The following is a 15,535-nucleotide window of genomic DNA, read 5'->3' on the forward strand; positions in this document are numbered from 1 at the left end:
GAAAATTATGGCAACCATTTTTTCTCGAAGTTTGGCTTACGCTTTTCAAGGAAAGCATCTCGTCCTTCTTTTGCTTCTTCTGTCATATATGCCAAACGGGTTGCTTCACCGGCGAACACTTGCTGTCCGACCATTCCGTCATCAGTCAGGTTCATTGCAAATTTCAGCATTTTGATCGAAGTTGGCGATTTCTCCAAAACTTCCTGAGCCCACTCATACGCAGTATCTTCTAACTCATCATGAGGAATAACCGCATTGACCATACCCATTTCAAAAGCCTCCTGAGCCGAATAGTTTCTGCCTAAAAAGAATATTTCACGGGCTTTTTTCTGACCCACCATTTTTGCTAAATATGCTGATCCGTAACCACCGTCAAAACTGGTTACATCAGCATCAGTCTGTTTAAAAATAGCATGTTCCTTACTCGCTAAAGTCATATCACACACTACGTGTAACGAATGTCCGCCACCTACGGCCCATCCCGGAACCACACAAATAACAGCTTTTGGCATAAAACGGATTAAACGTTGAACTTCTAAAATATTTAACCGGTGGTAACCATCGTCACCAACATAACCCTGATGACCACGTGCTTTTTGGTCTCCTCCGCTACAAAACGACCAAATACCGTCTTTTGAAGAAGGTCCTTCCGCCGAAAGCAAAACGACCCCAATTGAAGTATCTTCCTGTGCATCGTGAAAAGCCTGTAATAATTCTGCTGTGGTTTTAGGACGGAATGCATTTCGCACGTCCGGTCTGTTAAAAGCAATTCGGGCTACTCCATTGCATTTTTTATACGTGATATCTTCAAATTCACGGGCGGTTTTCCATTCTATTTTACTCATATTTCTTATTATTATCAGATGCCTTGGTGCCAAAACAACCTTACATCCTTTGATTTGATTTATAATATCCTGTAAAAATACTTTATTTAGGCCAAACTCGAAAAGTGTTGTAAAAAGAAATCTTACAGAAGTCGTTATAAATGTTAAAATTTAAAAATTAACATCTGTTTTTTTGAAATCTAAATTCATTTTATTTAATTTTATACAACTGAAAATCAACATTTTATATGTTGCTAATATAGTTCACTGATTTATTAATTTAAAAATGAAATTTTTGAAAAAAACTGTTTTAATTGCCGCTCTTACATTTAGTGCATTGCTTACAAGTTGTAACAAAAAAGTAGATGAAGCTACTCAAGAACAAGTGCCAATGGAAGAAACCACTACGGAAGTTGTTGATAGTGTAAAAACTGATACAGTAGCCCCTATGGATGAACCAATAGATACAGTTAGCAAGAAATAAATCCAGCTAAAAGTCTATATACTGAATAAACAAATCCACAGGTAATAAAGCGAATATTGGTTTTATACCAAAACAATCACCCAAAGTTGTTAGTCGGTAAAAACACAAAATTACATAGAATAAGAAAGAGTAAATGTTAACGATTTACTCTACATGAAAGAAATTATTCTATAAAAGTTTATTTAATTTTTTGATTTGTAAAGATGTTATTATCGCTTTACGTATGTTATCGGTTATTTCAGAAAATGAAAGCTTTAAAGCAATCGGAAGTTTGAGATAACTAGAGGGAAATGCCAATCTAAAGTAAGATTGGCATTTTTCGTTTAAATAACTTTTAATTAACCTTAAAGTAACAATCAGTCAGTACATTTAATCTCTAATTCCTGGAGTTATGACTGAGATTGTCTTAAAAATAGTAGCAGGACTGGTATTGTTTCTTTTTGCTGTGAGCAGTTTATCCGAAACCGTTCAGAAGGTTTTGGGTGAAAATACCAAAAAATGGATTTTAAAGTTTACTTCCAACACTTTTACATCTGTTTTAACCGGAATTGTAGTGACCGGATTATTGGATTCTTCTTCGGCCGTTATTATCATTACCATTGTATTTGTAAACTCCGGATTATTAACCTTCAAGCAATCCATGGGAATTGTCCTTGGAGCCAACATAGGTACCACCATCAGCAGTCAGATAATTGCCATGGATATCGGGAAATATTCACCTGTATTGTTATTAATAGGCTTTGCCTTTTTATTACTTTCCAGATCAGAAAAATTCAATAATTCTGCAAAAGTGATTTTATATTTCGGAATTCTCTTCTTTGGTTTATTTACCATGGAACAAGCTGTAGAGCCATTAAAACAAGTCTCAACATTTTCAGACTTTTTAAAACATACCGAAAACCCTTTTTATGGAACGTTCATTGGTGCCATTATCACTTTGATCATTCAATCCTCTTCGGCTACAGTAGGAATGGCTATTTTACTGGCCAAAAAAGGATTACTGACACTTGGAGGAGCTGTAGCCATAATGCTGGGTGCCGAACTGGGCACATGCAGCGACACATTACTGGCTACCATAAACGGAAGCAAACAAGCCATAAAAACCGGATTGTTCCATCTCACTTTCAATATTATCTCAGTAATACTCGGATTATTGTTTTTTTATCCTTTTGTTGAAATGGTACAAGTAATCGGCAATGGCATTCCGATAGAAAAATCGGTAGCCAATGCCCATATGCTTTTCAATATTGGTGGTGTATTGCTTTTTGTGTGGTTTCTGCCACTCTTTGAAAAAATGCTGAATAAATTATTTCCTGAAAAGGAAAAAAAATTGGAAATCAGCTTAAACTAAGTAGATTCCGTCTTCTTTGATTTCAATCAGTTTTTGTTTGTACAAAGTCCCGATTGCTTTTTTGAAGGTTTTTTTACTCATTTTCAGAACCGTTTTGATGTCTTCAGGATGTGAATCATCCGTTAATCGTAAAAAACCTCGGCTGGCTTTCAATTCATCAAGAATATATTGGGCACTTGGTTCCACTTTATCAAAACCTATTTTAGTCGCTGATACATCAATTTTTCCGTCAGGGCGGATATTTTTTATATAACCAATAATTCGGTCTCCGGTACGCAAATCGTCATAAACTTCGTTCTTGTACAACAAACCTTTGTGTTTTTCATTGATAATCACGTTGATACCAACTTCAGTGATATGAGAAACAATCAAATCAACTTCTTCCCCATTTTCAACCGAAATATCTTTATTATCCAGGAACTGATTGGTTTTACTCGATCCTACCAATCGGTTTGTTTTTTCATCCAGATACATATAAACTAAGTATCGCTTACTTTGCTCCATGGGACGCGCCTGCTCTTTAAAAGGAACAAACAAGTCTTTTTCCAATCCCATATCAAGAAAAGCTCCAAATTTATTTGTGTAATTTACACGCAATAATGAAAACTCATTCAGATAGATATAAGGTTCCAAAGTAGTAGCCACAGGTCTTTCTTCCTGATCCAGGTAAATAAAGACTTCCAATTCATCTCCAATTTCAAAATGCTCCGGTACATATTTATTAGGTAATAAAACATCCGCTTTACCATCAGTAAGATATAACCCAATTTTAGTATCACGGGCAATTTTCAGTACGTTGAATTTTCCTATCTGCATCATTTTTTCTTTATATCGTGCCGCAAAGGTACAAAGTTTAGAAGTTGTTACAATAAAAAAAGCGTCCGGTACACGAACGCTTTAAATTATATACACACCTTTTTATTTATAAACACTTTCCTTTTTGAAATGTAAAGTCAATAAATAATACACAACGGCACGGTATTTATTTTTGTTTGATTTTCCGTATTTTTCAATAACTGCTTCAATTCCTTTATCCAATTCCGGACCGTCTTTCAATCCCAGTTTGTTGATTAAGAAATTATTTTTAACCGTATCCAATTCCGATTGTGCACTTCCCGAAACAGTTGATGCGTCAGGATTATAGATAGACGGTCCGCATCCGATCACAACTTTGGTTAATAAATCCATATCAGCTGTAAGTCCACATTTGTCCTTTAAATCGGCTGCATACTTTACAATTAGTTCATCTCTTTTACTCATAGTTTATTGTTTATTTAGTTAATTATACTCTCAAATATAATCACTTTTACGCTCTTATAAAACTATTTAGTACCGATGAAAAGCAATTATCCTAAACTTTTAAAATAATTCAATAATATCTTATTGTTTTCTTTTTCAGGTGTAAAAATTTCAAAAATGACTGGTTTTTCTGCCGATTCAAACAAATTCCAGTTGGAAATGATCTCATCATTACTATTTGCAGTAATATATTCAAATCCGTACATTCTTGACAAATGCTCAGCAGTTAACTGATGGGATGTTTCAAAATACTTATTGAATGTTTCAGTTTCCTGGTGACCTGGAAGAATCCTGAAAATTCCGCCTCCACCATTATTAATCAGGATAATTTTGAAATTTTTTGGAATGTAATTGTTCCAAAGGGCGTTACTGTCATACAAAAAACTAATATCACCTGTAATGAAATTCACTTGTTTTCCAGTTGCAACTCCCGCTCCGATTGCTGTTGTTGTACTTCCGTCGATACCGCTGGTTCCACGGTTACAATATACTTCAATACTTTTATCAATCTGAAATAGCTGGGCATATCGGATTGGAGAACTATTACTGATTTGCAGTTGGGAATTCATCGGTAACCGTTGCAGAATTGTTTCAAAAGCTTTTAAATCTGTAAAAGGAATATCTTTCAGGTACATTTCATGCATTTTGGCCCTATAATCGCGTATTTTCAATGCATTTTCCCTAAAATCACTCTGAATTCGAGTGGTTTTGGAGAAAAACTGACTAAAAAACACATTGGCAGATAATTCAAAGTGCTGGTTTAAACACCCAAACGTATTATAAGCTCTCAATTCATCGATATGCCAATGATTTTTAGGTTGGTATTTGCGTAAAAAAGCCTTTATTCGCTTCGAAACAATCATTCCGCCCAAAGTGATTAGAAGATCCGGTTGGAATGACTTGAAGTCGTCATCAGAAAACGGAGTGATAATTGTATCAATATTAGTGATAAAATTAGGATGATGTGCATTTGACGTAACTTCAGTCATCACAACAACCGAATTATCATTTCCTAACCAATCCAAATACTCCTGAGTTATTGATTCAGGATAATTTCCGCCTAAAAGGATTAGTTTTTTAGGTGATTTATTCCAAATATCGACAAATTCATCAAATTTTGCGTTCTCTTTGGTTTCCGAAAATAACTCAACCAAATTAGGTCTAACTGTTGGCTCTTCTATAATTTCATATAATGGCTCTTCAAAAGGAGCATTAATATGAACCGGGCCTTTTTTGGTTACAGCCAAGAATAAAGCTTCCTGGATTTTAAAATCATTTTCTTCTGAAGTATCTTCAGTCAAATTAGCATTATATAGAATATGATTAGCAAACACATTTTCCTGGCGGATGGTTTGCCCATCGCCGATATCAATCTTATCATGAGGTCTGTCGGCTGAAATAACAACCAAAGGAATCTGGCTATAAAAAGCTTCAGCAATTGCGGGATAGTAGTTTAACAAAGCCGATCCGGAAGTACAAACCACCGCAACCGGTTTCTGGATTTGCTGTGCAATTCCCATCGCAAAAAAAGCAGCACACCGTTCATCTGCAATGCTATAACAAGTAAATGCCGGGTTATTTGCAAATCCAATGGTTAAGGGCGCATTGCGCGAACCAGGTGAAATAACTATATGTTGAAGTCCTTTAGCCTTGCAAATCTCAATGATACTTTGTGCCAAAGGTATTTTAGGGTAAATCATTTTTTAAATTTCAGAAAAGCAAAGTTACAAAGTTGGGATGTTTTTTTTGTCATTTCCTTCATTCTCTTTTAAAATCAGAAATTGGTAGAATGTAAAATGAGAAACTCCGTATAATAAAATCACCAATTGATAGACTGCTTCATTCTTTACATAAAACTTATTGATAAAAAAGGCTCCTATCTGAATGACAAAGAAAATAGCACTCACTAAAAGCCAATATTCCTTTTTCCCCGGTGTATTGATATAGTTGATAATTGCAACACCGCCCAAAAAGGAAGTCAGTAAAGCATTGAGGATCCATATATAATACGAATCTCCTAATTCATCAATGACAAAATTGATAATATATAGATACAGGACAAAAAACGGCACTACCGATATCGTAACTGCCAATCGGTTGTTAGATGTTACCAAATCCAGTACCAATAATGAAAGACATAATTTAAACAAAACCGAAGAAAGTGTCCCGAAAATGAACAAAGAAGCATCTCCTGTTGCAAAAAAAACCGAAGCGCATTGATATAACATCAATCCGACAAGGTAAACCGCCTGTTTTTTCTTTGAAGTGATATAATAAAGAACCATAAGAATAGGAATTCTGACGAACCAAAATACCGCTTCAAAAGGCTGAACCTCCAACAAAGATGAAAAACTATACAACACCAAATTGACAAAGTACAGAATTATCAATAATTTTGAGGAATTTTGTAATTTCATGTATGTTTCTATTAGGGGCTTAGGGACTAGCAATCTATAAATTTACTATTTAATAAATCATATTCAAAATATTATGTCCATAAAAATAAGACAGGCAACCATTGAAGATATGCCATCGGTATTGGAAATTATAAACTATGAAATTGCCAATACAACGGCAATTTGGGATTATGATTTAAGAACATTATCCGAACAGGAAGCCATTTTCAATGAAAAAAAGGAGAAAAACTTTCCGTTTATTGTAGCTGAAAAAGAAGCCAAAATAGTCGGTTTTGGAACTTATGGTACTTTCCGATTTAAAATTGGATACCGATTTACGGTTGAACATTCAGTATACATCCATAAAGATTTCCACGGAAACGGTATTGGCAGCACATTAATCAAAGAACTTATCGAATTGGCCAAAAACCAAAATCTTCATACTATGATTGGTGTAATTGATTCCGAAAATATGGGCAGTATAGCGTTTCATGAAAAATTAGGATTTAAAAATGTGGGACACATCAAAGAAACAGGTTTTAAATTTGACCGCTGGCTTGATTCCATTTTTATGCAGATTTTACTTGAATAGCTGTAAAAATTCGCTTTCAGAACAACTTAACATTTAGATAATTAATTTCTAATGAAATGATGTTTTTAATTTAATCTTATCTTAAGACACGTAATTGACATTTGTGCGAAAATCAAACTAACTTATGTCAAAAATTTACAATCTAATCAGAGTTGCTTTCATTATTGTTGTTTTTACACAAAATACTGAAAGTAAAGCACAAACAGCCTCGTTTACCTCAACCATGACTGTCGCCAACGAAAATCAGGGCACGGTAAATGTAACTATTACGCTAACCTCACCAACAACTTCATCTGTAAATGTTGTAGTTAAAGGAATTCCCTTCAGTACGGCTAATTCAAGCGATTTCACGTACACTTCACAAACTTTAAATTTTACTTCCGGAAGTGCCACAACACAAACCATCATGATCCCGGTTATCGATGATGCAATACACGAACAACATTCGGAATATTTTGTATTAAGCCTTGAAAACCCGGTTGGTTTAACAATTGGTTCCAATGCTTTCACAACAATTTACATTAAAGACAATGACAACGTAGCAAAAACGCCAAACAACAACATTACACTTGACTATGTTGGAAGTTTTGATCCATCTGGAGCCAGTAACAGTACTTGCGAAATTGTTGTCCATGACCCGGTTTCCCAACGATTGTTTACGATTAGTGCCGTTTCCAAAAAATTAGACATTATCGATTTTTCCAATCCCTCAAATCTAAGTTTAGTCAATTCTATCGACATGACACCTTATGGCGGAATTACTTCGGTAGCTGTTAAAAACGGAATTGTTGCTGTTGCATCACCTAATGCAAACGAACAGTTAAACGGCTCAGTCGTATTTTTCAATACTAATGGTGTTTACCAAAATCAGGTTACCGTGGGTGCTTTACCGGATATGATTACTTTTACTCCTGACGGTACTAAAGTTTTAACCGCTAATGAAGGTCAACCAAACGACGCCTACACAGTAGATCCGGAAGGTTCAATTTCTATCATCGATATTACCGGAGGTATTGCTCCATTAGCGCAATCGAATGTGACAACACTACTTTTCACAAATTTCAATGTTCAGGAAACTCCATTACTGGCATCGGGAATCCGAAAAACCAAAAGCACGAGCACACTTTCACAGGATTTTGAACCGGAATACATCTCCATCAGTCCCAATTCACAGAAAGCATGGGTAACCATTCAGGAAAATAATGCCATTTCCGAAATTAACCTAACAAACAATACAATTGCCGATGTTTGGGCACTGGGAACAAAAGACGTGAGCCAACCCGGAAACGGAATGGATATCTCCGACAATAACGGACAGGTATTAATCGCAAACTGGCCAATCAAAGCTTATTATATCCCGGATGCAGTTGCTAATTATTCAGTCGCAGGTACAACCTATATCGTCACGGCAAATGAAGGTGACGAAAAAGAATACACTGGTTTAAATGAAAGAACAACTATTGGAGCCAGCACATTGGACGTTACGAATTTCCCTAATTCGGTGGCGCTGAAAAACAACAACAATGCCGGAAGGATGCGTATAACCAATCTTAACGGAAATACAGATGCTGATGCCGCTTTCGAGGAATTATATTGTTTGGGAAGCCGTTCTTTCTCTATTTTCAATACTTCGACTAAAGCATTGGTATACGATAGCGGGGACGATTTTGAAACGTATACGGCAACTGTAAGTCCGTTCAGTTCGCTTTTCAACGCTGATCACACAAGTTCCAATGCTGCAAAAAACAGAAGCCGCGCCAAAGGACCGGAACCGGAAGGACTAACAATTGCTGAATTAAACGGTCAGACATTTGCCTTTATCACATTGGAAAGAACCGGAGGTGTAATGGTTTACGATATCACCAATCCCGCAGATGTGAAATTCACCGATTACAAAACCAGCCGCAATACTTCTGCTTATGGCGGTGACAACGGTCCGGAAGGGATCACGTTTATTCCGTCAGGAAACAGTCCGACAGGAAAAAACTATATCGCAGTTGCCAATGAAATCAGCGGAACAATTGCCTTATTTGAAGTCAATACCACTAATTTATCGAATGATGATTTTGGTCAAAATCCTAAAACGCTGACACTTTTTCCTAATCCCGCAGATGACGGAATCGTTTATTTCAACAGAGCAATTTCGTATCATTTGTTTGATTTCACCGGAAAAGAAATCAATTCCGGAGAAAATGCCCTAACCTTAAATATCTCCCAATTAAAATCAGGAATTTATGTGGTAAAAACATCCGAAGGAATTACTAAAAAATTGATTGTAAAATAATCAGACTTTAAAGTTAAGAGATCAAAAAATAGCCAGTAGTTCTGGCTATTTTATTTATAATTCGTTTTTGAAATTGTATCTTTGCAAAAAATATAAATCATGTCAAACATATACATTGGATATCATTTCACGGTTGAACCAAAAGAATTAGGTTCAGAGATTTTAATTGCCGAATTAGGCGAAAAACCTTTCGACAGCTTTATCGAAACCGAAAATGGTTTTTCAGCTTTTATCCAAAAAGACCTTTGGAATGAAGCTATCCTGGAAGATATTTATATTTTGGAAAACCCGGAATTCAAGATTTCATATACGTTTGAAGAAATTGAGCAAACCAACTGGAATGAAGAATGGGAAAAAAACTTCGACCCAATCGATGTTGATGGCTTGTGCCACGTTCGCGCTCCTTTTCATCCGAAAACTGATGCTCAGTTTGATATCGTTATCGAACCTAAAATGAGCTTCGGAACCGGACACCACGAAACAACACATATGATGATCCAACATTTATTGGAAATGGATGTGAACGGAATGAAAACACTGGACATGGGCTGTGGAACGGCAATTTTGGCCATTCTTGCCGAAATGAAAGGTTCCCAACCAATTGATGCCATCGATATCGACAACTGGTGTTACCTCAATTCAATCGAAAATGCGGAAAGAAACAACTGTAAACATATAGCTGTTTATGAAGGTGATGCTTCATTGTTAAACGGTAAAAAATACGATTTGATTATTGCCAATATCAACCGTAATATTTTATTGAATGATATGCAAACCTATGTTGATTGTCTCAACAAAGACGGTATCATTCTTTTCAGCGGATTTTACGAGCAGGATATTCCTTTCATCGATGCTTCCTGTACAGAAAAAGGGTTAACTTTTGTTAAAAAGATAAACAGAAACAACTGGGTATCACTAAAATATGTAAATTCGTAAAAGATTTACCCTTGAAAAATTCATGAAGTAATTTTTAATTAAGTCCTAATTCCACAAATCTAAACACTAGTACTGCATTATGGCAACAATAGAAAAAACGCAAAATCTGACTTCAATTTTGGAGCAAATCGGTGTGAACCACGAAATTATTCTTTACAATGATGAAGTGAACACATTCGACCACGTAATTGAAACCCTGATCAGAGTTTGTGACCACGAAGAATTGCAAGCCGAACAATGTGCCATTTTAGTGCATTACACAGGAAAATGTGCCGTAAAAACAGGATCTTTTGACGAGTTGAAACCACAATGCACAGCTTTATTGGATGCAGGACTAAGCGCAGAAATCATTTAACAAATAAAAATTAATTTGTTAAATCCTTAAATCTGATTATCTTTCCATTCTTAAATTTTTATTGATTATGGAAGTCTACGGAAAAATACTCATTATAGCAATGCCTTGCTTTTTGTTACTAATCATCATTGAGAAATTATATGGTTATTACAAAGGGGTCGATCATGTTCCATTGATGGACAGTGTTTCCAGCATCAGTTCAGGTGTAGCCAATGCCACAAAAGATGTACTTCAACTAAGTATAACTATCCTCACATATGAATGGATGGTTGATCATCTGGCATTTTTCACCATTAAGGAATCGGTTTTAGCGTATGTAATTGCTTTTATTGCAATTGATTTTCAAGGCTATTGGACACACCGATGGTCACACCAGATTAATCTTTTCTGGAACAAACATGCGATCCATCATAGTAGTGAAGAATTTAATTTATCTTGTGCTTTACGCCAGTCTGTATCGACTTTTATAAACATTTTTACATTTTTACTGTTACCGGCTGCGCTTTTAGGCGTTCCTGCCAAAGTAATTGCCATTACACTTCCAATCCAGTTCTTTGTACAGTTTTGGTATCATACACGATACATCAACAAAATGGGCTTTTTGGAAAAAATCATTGTAACACCTTCACACCACCGGGTTCATCATGCCATTAATCCGGAATATATGGACAAAAACCATTCTCAGGTTTTTATTATCTGGGATAAATTCTTCGGTACTTTTCAGGAAGAATTACCAGAAGTCCCTGCTGTTTTCGGAATTACAAGACCGGCAGAAACCTGGAATCCTATAAAAATCAACTTCCAGCATTTATGGGTTTTAATCCGTGATGCGTGGCATGCCGAGAAATTTTCAGATAAATTAAAAATATGGTTTATGCCGACAGGCTGGAGACCGGAAGGATTTGATGAAAAATATCCGTTACATAAAATTGATAATGTTTTCGATTTCAAAAAATTCGGAACCGATAATTCGAAAACACTTATTGGCTGGTCTATAGCACAATTACTGATTACACTACTTCTGATTACTTATTTCTTTGACAACATTGCAAATATTGGCATTCCGGGAATCTTTTTATATGGTGCTTTCGTATTCATAACCGTTTACAGTTACACCGAACTTATGGATAAAAACAAATATTCATTTGTTTGGGAAGCCATCCGCTTTGCATATGTCATAGCTGTTGTTTCCCTTACAGGAAGCTGGTTTGATATTGACGCTGTAGTACCTTTTGGAACGTATATCGTTTTAGGCTATCTGACCATTTCCCTTTTAATTAATATTTATTTTGTAACTGCTGAATTTAAAACCCAAAACCAAACCATCCTGAACGCATAACATGAGCAAGTATTTAAAATTTTTTGTCGGAATCAGTGTTTTTTATTTATTGTTAATTGCCATCGGAAAGGAAGACTTAGCCTGGTATTTTAAACCGTTATTACTACCGGGTTTATTATTGGCTACTAATGAATCCAATAATTTTCCAACAAAGAAATGGCTATTTTTAGCCTTGACATTTTCCTGGATTGGAGATGTCATCTTAATGTTTGCCGATAAAGGGGAATTATTCTTTATTTTCGGATTAGTCTCTTTCTTGATAGGTCATATTCTCTTTATAACCTTGTTCATCAAACAGGAAAGAATCGGCGCTCCCAATAAGTTAATTTTCGGTATTGGAATATTGGCTGTGGCAGCTTATTTATATACGATGCTAACGATATTACTGCCATCTCTGGGCGATCTTAAAATACCGGTATCGGTATATGCTTTTGTAATTTCATTAATGTTGGTTATAGCCATCCGTGGCGCTTTAACCTGGAGAAATCCAATGAACATTCTTATTTTGAACGGAGCTGTTTCATTTGTGACTTCTGACAGTATTTTGGCAATCAATAAATTTTTCACACCGTTACCTAATGCATCGCTACTGATCATGTCAACGTATCTTATTGCACAGTATCTGATTACATTTGGAATATTGAAATTGAACGAAAAAAAATAAGGCCTTTTCAGGCCTTTTTTAATGGGGTAATTTATCTTTTATCATTCCGTAAACAAAAGTCCCTAAAAGAGCTCCAAAAAGCACTATAGCGACTGCCGGAACACCTGCGCCAAGTAAAATAAATATAGGTCCGGGACATGATCCTACCAGTGCCCAGCCCAATCCAAAAAGGAAGCCTCCTGCAATATAACGCACAAAGCCTTTTTCTTTATCAAGAATCTCAATCGGCATGCCTTTGTAATCCTTAATCCCTTTTTTCTTGATTAGCATCAAACCGCATACTCCTGTAAAAACAGCTACACCAATTATACCATACATGTGAAAAGACTGAAACATGAACATTTCATAAATACGGTACCAGGAAACAGCTTCAGCTTTGGTTAATACAATCCCAAATAACATTCCTACGGCAAAAAATCGAAACAATTTCATAATTAAAAAATTAAAGGGAGTAAAAAATGAGCCATAAGCAATCCGCCTAAAAAGAATCCGATTACGGCAATTAATGATGGTAACTGCAAATTACTCAAGCCTGAAATAGCATGTCCCGAAGTACATCCTCCGGCATATCGTGTTCCGAAACCAATCAAGAACCCTCCTGAAAGCAATATCAGAAGGCCTTTTCCGCTGAACAAAGTTTCCATGCCGAAGATAGCATCGGGTGCTAATTTACCGTTTGGTGCATCAATTCCCATAAGTTGCAACTGTGCAATAGTCTTGGGGTTTATCGCTACATTATCCGGATTTGCCAAAAAATGGTGCGCAATAAATCCTCCTGCAATCGCCCCCAGTACAATGGCCAAATTCCATTTTTGGGATTTCCAGTCAAAATCAAAGAAAGAAGCGCATTTTCCGGCACCAACCATCGTACAAATGGTTCTTAGATTAGAAGACATTCCGAATGACTTACCGAAATAAGTCAGCAGCAACATAATCATTCCGATAAGGAAACCGGAAACCGACCAGTGCCAGGTATTTGTAATAAACTCCATCAGATAATATTTTTTTACAAAAATATAAGTTTGTCACTATATTTGTTACACATCAAATGAAAAAGTAAATATTGACATTAAATGAGAACCAAACTGCTATTTTTAGGATCATTATTCCTTGTATTAACTTCTTGTATCAGCACAAAATTAACCATCAGAAATATTGACGACAGCGTTCCCGGACCTGCTTTAAACGGAGAGTATAACAGTTTTATCATTACAGAGAAGGCTACGGATAAAAAATATGCCTACAATGAAAACTATCCCGTAAACGTTGGTTTTACTTCATTAAATGACGGCCCAAACAACCAAATACGTTTTTTAAATGCTTTGGCCGGTCCGAATGGGGAAAAAGTTACCTATGTAAAAAAAGATGCCTGCTGCCCCTTCCCTACCAAAAAAACCGAAATGGGAGCCGGAATCATTGATATGTTTGAAGTTACCTGGGAAGGAAACACCAAACCCGTGATTTTATACATCAATAAATTTGAAAAGGGTGCTTTGATGATCCCTGTAGGTTTTACCGCAAGAAAATAATACAATGACAGAACTGAGAAGTTACGCTTTCGAACATCTTGAAGATTTTGTTAAGCATAGAAACAATCCCAATATTGCCAAAAACGGTTTTGACCGGACACCTTTCCCTTATACAATTGAATATGCAACCGAATTATTTGAACGTAACGTGGATAAAAATCCTGCCGAACGTTTTTTAATTTTCCATGACAATCAACTTTGCGGTGAAATAGGTATTTGGTTAAGGGATGACATCCAACGTCTCAATGCCGATATCGGTTATTTCATTGCCGAACCATTCTGGGGAAAAGGAATCGCAACCGAAGCCATTCGGTTAATGACTGAATATACTTTTAAAACTTTTGACGTCATCCGGATTGTTGCCGGCGTTTTCGAATTTAATAAAGCATCCATGAAAGCCTTGGAGAAAAACGGTTACATACTGGAAAGCATACATAAAAAAGGCGTTATCAAAAACAATGAAATCGTTGATGATTATGTTTGGGTAAAATTTAGAGACGGTGTTTTATAATTCACACACAACTAATTTACCACTGAAAACAAATCAGTTACATTTTTCCACCCTCGTTTTCCACCCCTAAAAATTACCCAAAATGATTTCGACAGGATAATTTTGCTTCATCAATTTTAAAACAAATCGTTATGAGTCAAAATTTTTTAAACGGGAAAACAACAATGTATTTTTTAGTATTCGCAGGATTAAGTCCGCTTGCTTTTTATTTCAGTCAAAATGGTCTTATTTTTTTAATCAGCTCATCATTTGCTTACATAGCCTGGAGCCTACTTTTAGTCGCCTTTTATTTACTTGGAACCGAAAGTTCACTCAATAAAAAACAATTACTTGCATTGGCTATCTTTTACAGCTGTCTCCCATTTTCTTCCTATTTTTCGGAAAAACACACTGAATTTGTACTTTTGAATCAAAGTCCGTTAACAGCAATCGTGATTTGGATTCTTGCAATTGTAGTTTTAATAAAATTTTTCAGAAGTAAAGACAAACTAAAACAAATAAAATTCCATGACAATAAAGCGTAAGCAAACCTTACTGATGGCAACCGCTATTTTTTTAGCGTTCACTTCAGTTGTATTTATTTTCAATGGTACCCAAACAATGTGGTTATGGCAAAGACATCCTTACTTTGCCATATTACTGCTTTTAGGTGCCTTATTTTGTTTCAAAAAATGGGTAGCCTTCGAAATTGAAAAACAGAAAGAGGCCATTAAACAGGATTATTTCAAAACACAATCCGGTACAGAAACAGGAGAACAGGTTTCCAAAATGTTATCCGAAAGGGAAAAAGAAGTATTAAACCTTATTGTAAAAGGATTATCCAACAATGAAATTGCCAATCAGCTATTCATATCATTGAGCACGGTAAAAACCCACATCAACAACATCTACAAATTGCTCGAAGTTAAAAACAGAAGGGAAGCTATCGAAAAAGCAATTAGCAAAGAATAGCCCTTCTTAAAACTTTAAGA

General features: G+C 35.7%; 19 protein-coding genes. 12 read left to right on the forward strand and 7 right to left on the reverse strand.

The window, feature by feature from the left end; translation table 11 throughout:
* Positions 1 to 5: 5 nt before the first annotated feature.
* A complete protein-coding gene (locus tag NAT51_RS13860; protein ID WP_250599622.1) occupies positions 6 to 845 on the reverse strand; it encodes a 1,4-dihydroxy-2-naphthoyl-CoA synthase in 840 nt (279 codons plus the stop codon).
* Positions 846 to 1,119: 274 nt separating this feature from the next.
* On the opposite strand from NAT51_RS13860, the gene NAT51_RS13865 reads away from it, so the two are divergent.
* Together NAT51_RS13865 and NAT51_RS13870 are read left to right on the forward strand one after the other, a co-directional pair.
* Complete coding sequence (locus NAT51_RS13865; protein WP_250599624.1) at positions 1,120 to 1,308, forward strand: hypothetical protein; 189 nt, start codon at positions 1,120 to 1,122, stop codon at positions 1,306 to 1,308.
* Between the two features lie 391 nt (positions 1,309 to 1,699).
* Complete coding sequence (locus NAT51_RS13870) at positions 1,700 to 2,659, forward strand: Na/Pi cotransporter family protein (protein WP_250599626.1); 960 nt, start codon at positions 1,700 to 1,702, stop codon at positions 2,657 to 2,659.
* Here NAT51_RS13870 and NAT51_RS13875 read toward each other — a convergent pair.
* From NAT51_RS13875 to NAT51_RS13890, 4 genes are all read right to left on the reverse strand, one after another.
* Positions 2,651 to 3,478 (reverse strand): CvfB family protein, encoded by an 828-nt coding sequence (locus tag NAT51_RS13875; protein ID WP_250599628.1) that lies wholly within the window; start codon positions 3,476 to 3,478, stop codon positions 2,651 to 2,653. The genes NAT51_RS13870 and NAT51_RS13875 overlap by 9 nt on opposite strands.
* A 99-nt stretch (positions 3,479 to 3,577) precedes the next feature.
* Entirely contained in the window at positions 3,578 to 3,919 is a 342-nt protein-coding gene (locus NAT51_RS13880; protein ID WP_250599630.1) for a DUF2853 family protein, read from the reverse strand.
* A gap of 86 nt (positions 3,920 to 4,005) precedes the next feature.
* Positions 4,006 to 5,658, reverse strand: a complete 1,653-nt coding sequence (gene menD, locus NAT51_RS13885; RefSeq protein WP_250599632.1) for a 2-succinyl-5-enolpyruvyl-6-hydroxy-3-cyclohexene-1-carboxylic-acid synthase — start codon at positions 5,656 to 5,658, stop codon at positions 4,006 to 4,008.
* A gap of 24 nt (positions 5,659 to 5,682) precedes the next feature.
* Positions 5,683 to 6,375, reverse strand: coding sequence for a hypothetical protein (locus NAT51_RS13890; protein ID WP_250599634.1), 693 nt, complete (start codon positions 6,373 to 6,375; stop codon positions 5,683 to 5,685).
* Positions 6,376 to 6,448: 73 nt separating this feature from the next.
* On the opposite strand from NAT51_RS13890, the gene NAT51_RS13895 reads away from it, so the two are divergent.
* The 6 genes from NAT51_RS13895 to NAT51_RS13920 all read left to right on the forward strand — a co-directional run bounded on the left by NAT51_RS13895 (position 6,449) and on the right by NAT51_RS13920 (position 12,524).
* A complete protein-coding gene (locus tag NAT51_RS13895) occupies positions 6,449 to 6,946 on the forward strand; it encodes a GNAT family N-acetyltransferase (RefSeq protein WP_250599636.1) in 498 nt (165 codons plus the stop codon).
* Between the two features lie 124 nt (positions 6,947 to 7,070).
* A complete protein-coding gene (locus NAT51_RS13900) occupies positions 7,071 to 9,230 on the forward strand; it encodes a choice-of-anchor I family protein (protein ID WP_250599638.1) in 2,160 nt (719 codons plus the stop codon).
* A gap of 99 nt (positions 9,231 to 9,329) precedes the next feature.
* Positions 9,330 to 10,166, forward strand: a complete 837-nt coding sequence (gene prmA / locus NAT51_RS13905) for a 50S ribosomal protein L11 methyltransferase (RefSeq protein ID WP_250599640.1) — start codon at positions 9,330 to 9,332, stop codon at positions 10,164 to 10,166.
* Between the two features lie 79 nt (positions 10,167 to 10,245).
* Entirely contained in the window at positions 10,246 to 10,521 is a 276-nt protein-coding gene (locus tag NAT51_RS13910) for an ATP-dependent Clp protease adaptor ClpS (RefSeq protein WP_250599642.1), read from the forward strand.
* Positions 10,522 to 10,588: 67 nt separating this feature from the next.
* The gene (locus tag NAT51_RS13915) at positions 10,589 to 11,860 is read left to right on the forward strand and encodes a sterol desaturase family protein (protein WP_250599644.1); all 1,272 of its coding nucleotides are present in this window, start codon (positions 10,589 to 10,591) and stop codon (positions 11,858 to 11,860) included.
* 1 nt (position 11,861) lies between these two features.
* Positions 11,862 to 12,524 (forward strand): lysoplasmalogenase, encoded by a 663-nt coding sequence (locus NAT51_RS13920; protein WP_250599646.1) that lies wholly within the window; start codon positions 11,862 to 11,864, stop codon positions 12,522 to 12,524.
* An 18-nt stretch (positions 12,525 to 12,542) separates the two neighbouring features.
* On the opposite strand, the gene NAT51_RS13925 is transcribed toward NAT51_RS13920, so the two are convergent.
* Together NAT51_RS13925 and NAT51_RS13930 are read right to left on the reverse strand one after the other, a co-directional pair.
* Positions 12,543 to 12,956, reverse strand: a complete 414-nt coding sequence (locus NAT51_RS13925) for a YeeE/YedE thiosulfate transporter family protein (RefSeq protein ID WP_250599648.1) — start codon at positions 12,954 to 12,956, stop codon at positions 12,543 to 12,545.
* Between the two features lie 2 nt (positions 12,957 to 12,958).
* Positions 12,959 to 13,516, reverse strand: a complete 558-nt coding sequence (locus tag NAT51_RS13930) for a YeeE/YedE family protein (RefSeq protein WP_250599650.1) — start codon at positions 13,514 to 13,516, stop codon at positions 12,959 to 12,961.
* Positions 13,517 to 13,597: 81 nt separating this feature from the next.
* Between NAT51_RS13930 and NAT51_RS13935 the strand changes: the two genes are divergently transcribed.
* From NAT51_RS13935 to NAT51_RS13950, 4 genes are all read left to right on the forward strand, one after another.
* Entirely contained in the window at positions 13,598 to 14,053 is a 456-nt protein-coding gene (locus tag NAT51_RS13935; protein WP_250599652.1) for a 2-dehydro-3-deoxyphosphooctonate aldolase, read from the forward strand.
* Between the two features lie 4 nt (positions 14,054 to 14,057).
* A complete protein-coding gene (locus NAT51_RS13940) occupies positions 14,058 to 14,564 on the forward strand; it encodes a GNAT family N-acetyltransferase (RefSeq protein WP_250599654.1) in 507 nt (168 codons plus the stop codon).
* A gap of 131 nt (positions 14,565 to 14,695) precedes the next feature.
* Positions 14,696 to 15,088 carry a hypothetical protein gene (locus NAT51_RS13945; RefSeq protein ID WP_250599656.1) on the forward strand — a complete coding sequence of 131 codons (393 nt, stop codon included), beginning with the start codon at positions 14,696 to 14,698 and terminating at the stop codon, positions 15,086 to 15,088.
* Positions 15,072 to 15,515, forward strand: a complete 444-nt coding sequence (locus NAT51_RS13950; protein WP_250599658.1) for a response regulator transcription factor — start codon at positions 15,072 to 15,074, stop codon at positions 15,513 to 15,515. The genes NAT51_RS13945 and NAT51_RS13950 overlap by 17 nt, the downstream gene beginning before the upstream one ends.
* Positions 15,516 to 15,535: the final 20 nt, after the last annotated feature.

The sequence above is a fragment of the Flavobacterium amniphilum genome (assembly GCF_023634845.1).
Taxonomy (GTDB): Bacteria; Bacteroidota; Bacteroidia; order Flavobacteriales; family Flavobacteriaceae; genus Flavobacterium; species Flavobacterium amniphilum.

Bases quoted from the DNA above. Each gene is read 5' to 3' on its own strand.
- NAT51_RS13875 (WP_250599628.1), bottom strand. From the start codon at position 3,478: ATGATGCAGATAGGAAAATTCAACGTACTGAAAATTGCCCGTGATACT.
- NAT51_RS13895 (WP_250599636.1), top strand. From the start codon at position 6,449: ATGTCCATAAAAATAAGACAGGCAACCATTGAAGATATGCCATCGGTA.
- NAT51_RS13860 (WP_250599622.1), bottom strand. From the start codon at position 845: ATGAGTAAAATAGAATGGAAAACCGCCCGTGAATTTGAAGATATCACG.
- NAT51_RS13880 (WP_250599630.1), bottom strand. From the start codon at position 3,919: ATGAGTAAAAGAGATGAACTAATTGTAAAGTATGCAGCCGATTTAAAG.
- NAT51_RS13900 (WP_250599638.1), top strand. From the start codon at position 7,071: ATGTCAAAAATTTACAATCTAATCAGAGTTGCTTTCATTATTGTTGTT.
- NAT51_RS13925 (WP_250599648.1), bottom strand. From the start codon at position 12,956: ATGAAATTGTTTCGATTTTTTGCCGTAGGAATGTTATTTGGGATTGTA.
- NAT51_RS13870 (WP_250599626.1), top strand. From the start codon at position 1,700: ATGACTGAGATTGTCTTAAAAATAGTAGCAGGACTGGTATTGTTTCTT.
- NAT51_RS13910 (WP_250599642.1), top strand. From the start codon at position 10,246: ATGGCAACAATAGAAAAAACGCAAAATCTGACTTCAATTTTGGAGCAA.
- menD (WP_250599632.1), bottom strand. From the start codon at position 5,658: ATGATTTACCCTAAAATACCTTTGGCACAAAGTATCATTGAGATTTGC.
- NAT51_RS13945 (WP_250599656.1), top strand. From the start codon at position 14,696: ATGAGTCAAAATTTTTTAAACGGGAAAACAACAATGTATTTTTTAGTA.
- NAT51_RS13935 (WP_250599652.1), top strand. From the start codon at position 13,598: ATGAGAACCAAACTGCTATTTTTAGGATCATTATTCCTTGTATTAACT.
- NAT51_RS13950 (WP_250599658.1), top strand. From the start codon at position 15,072: ATGACAATAAAGCGTAAGCAAACCTTACTGATGGCAACCGCTATTTTT.
- NAT51_RS13915 (WP_250599644.1), top strand. From the start codon at position 10,589: ATGGAAGTCTACGGAAAAATACTCATTATAGCAATGCCTTGCTTTTTG.
- NAT51_RS13920 (WP_250599646.1), top strand. From the start codon at position 11,862: ATGAGCAAGTATTTAAAATTTTTTGTCGGAATCAGTGTTTTTTATTTA.
- prmA (WP_250599640.1), top strand. From the start codon at position 9,330: ATGTCAAACATATACATTGGATATCATTTCACGGTTGAACCAAAAGAA.
- NAT51_RS13930 (WP_250599650.1), bottom strand. From the start codon at position 13,516: ATGGAGTTTATTACAAATACCTGGCACTGGTCGGTTTCCGGTTTCCTT.
- NAT51_RS13940 (WP_250599654.1), top strand. From the start codon at position 14,058: ATGACAGAACTGAGAAGTTACGCTTTCGAACATCTTGAAGATTTTGTT.
- NAT51_RS13890 (WP_250599634.1), bottom strand. From the start codon at position 6,375: ATGAAATTACAAAATTCCTCAAAATTATTGATAATTCTGTACTTTGTC.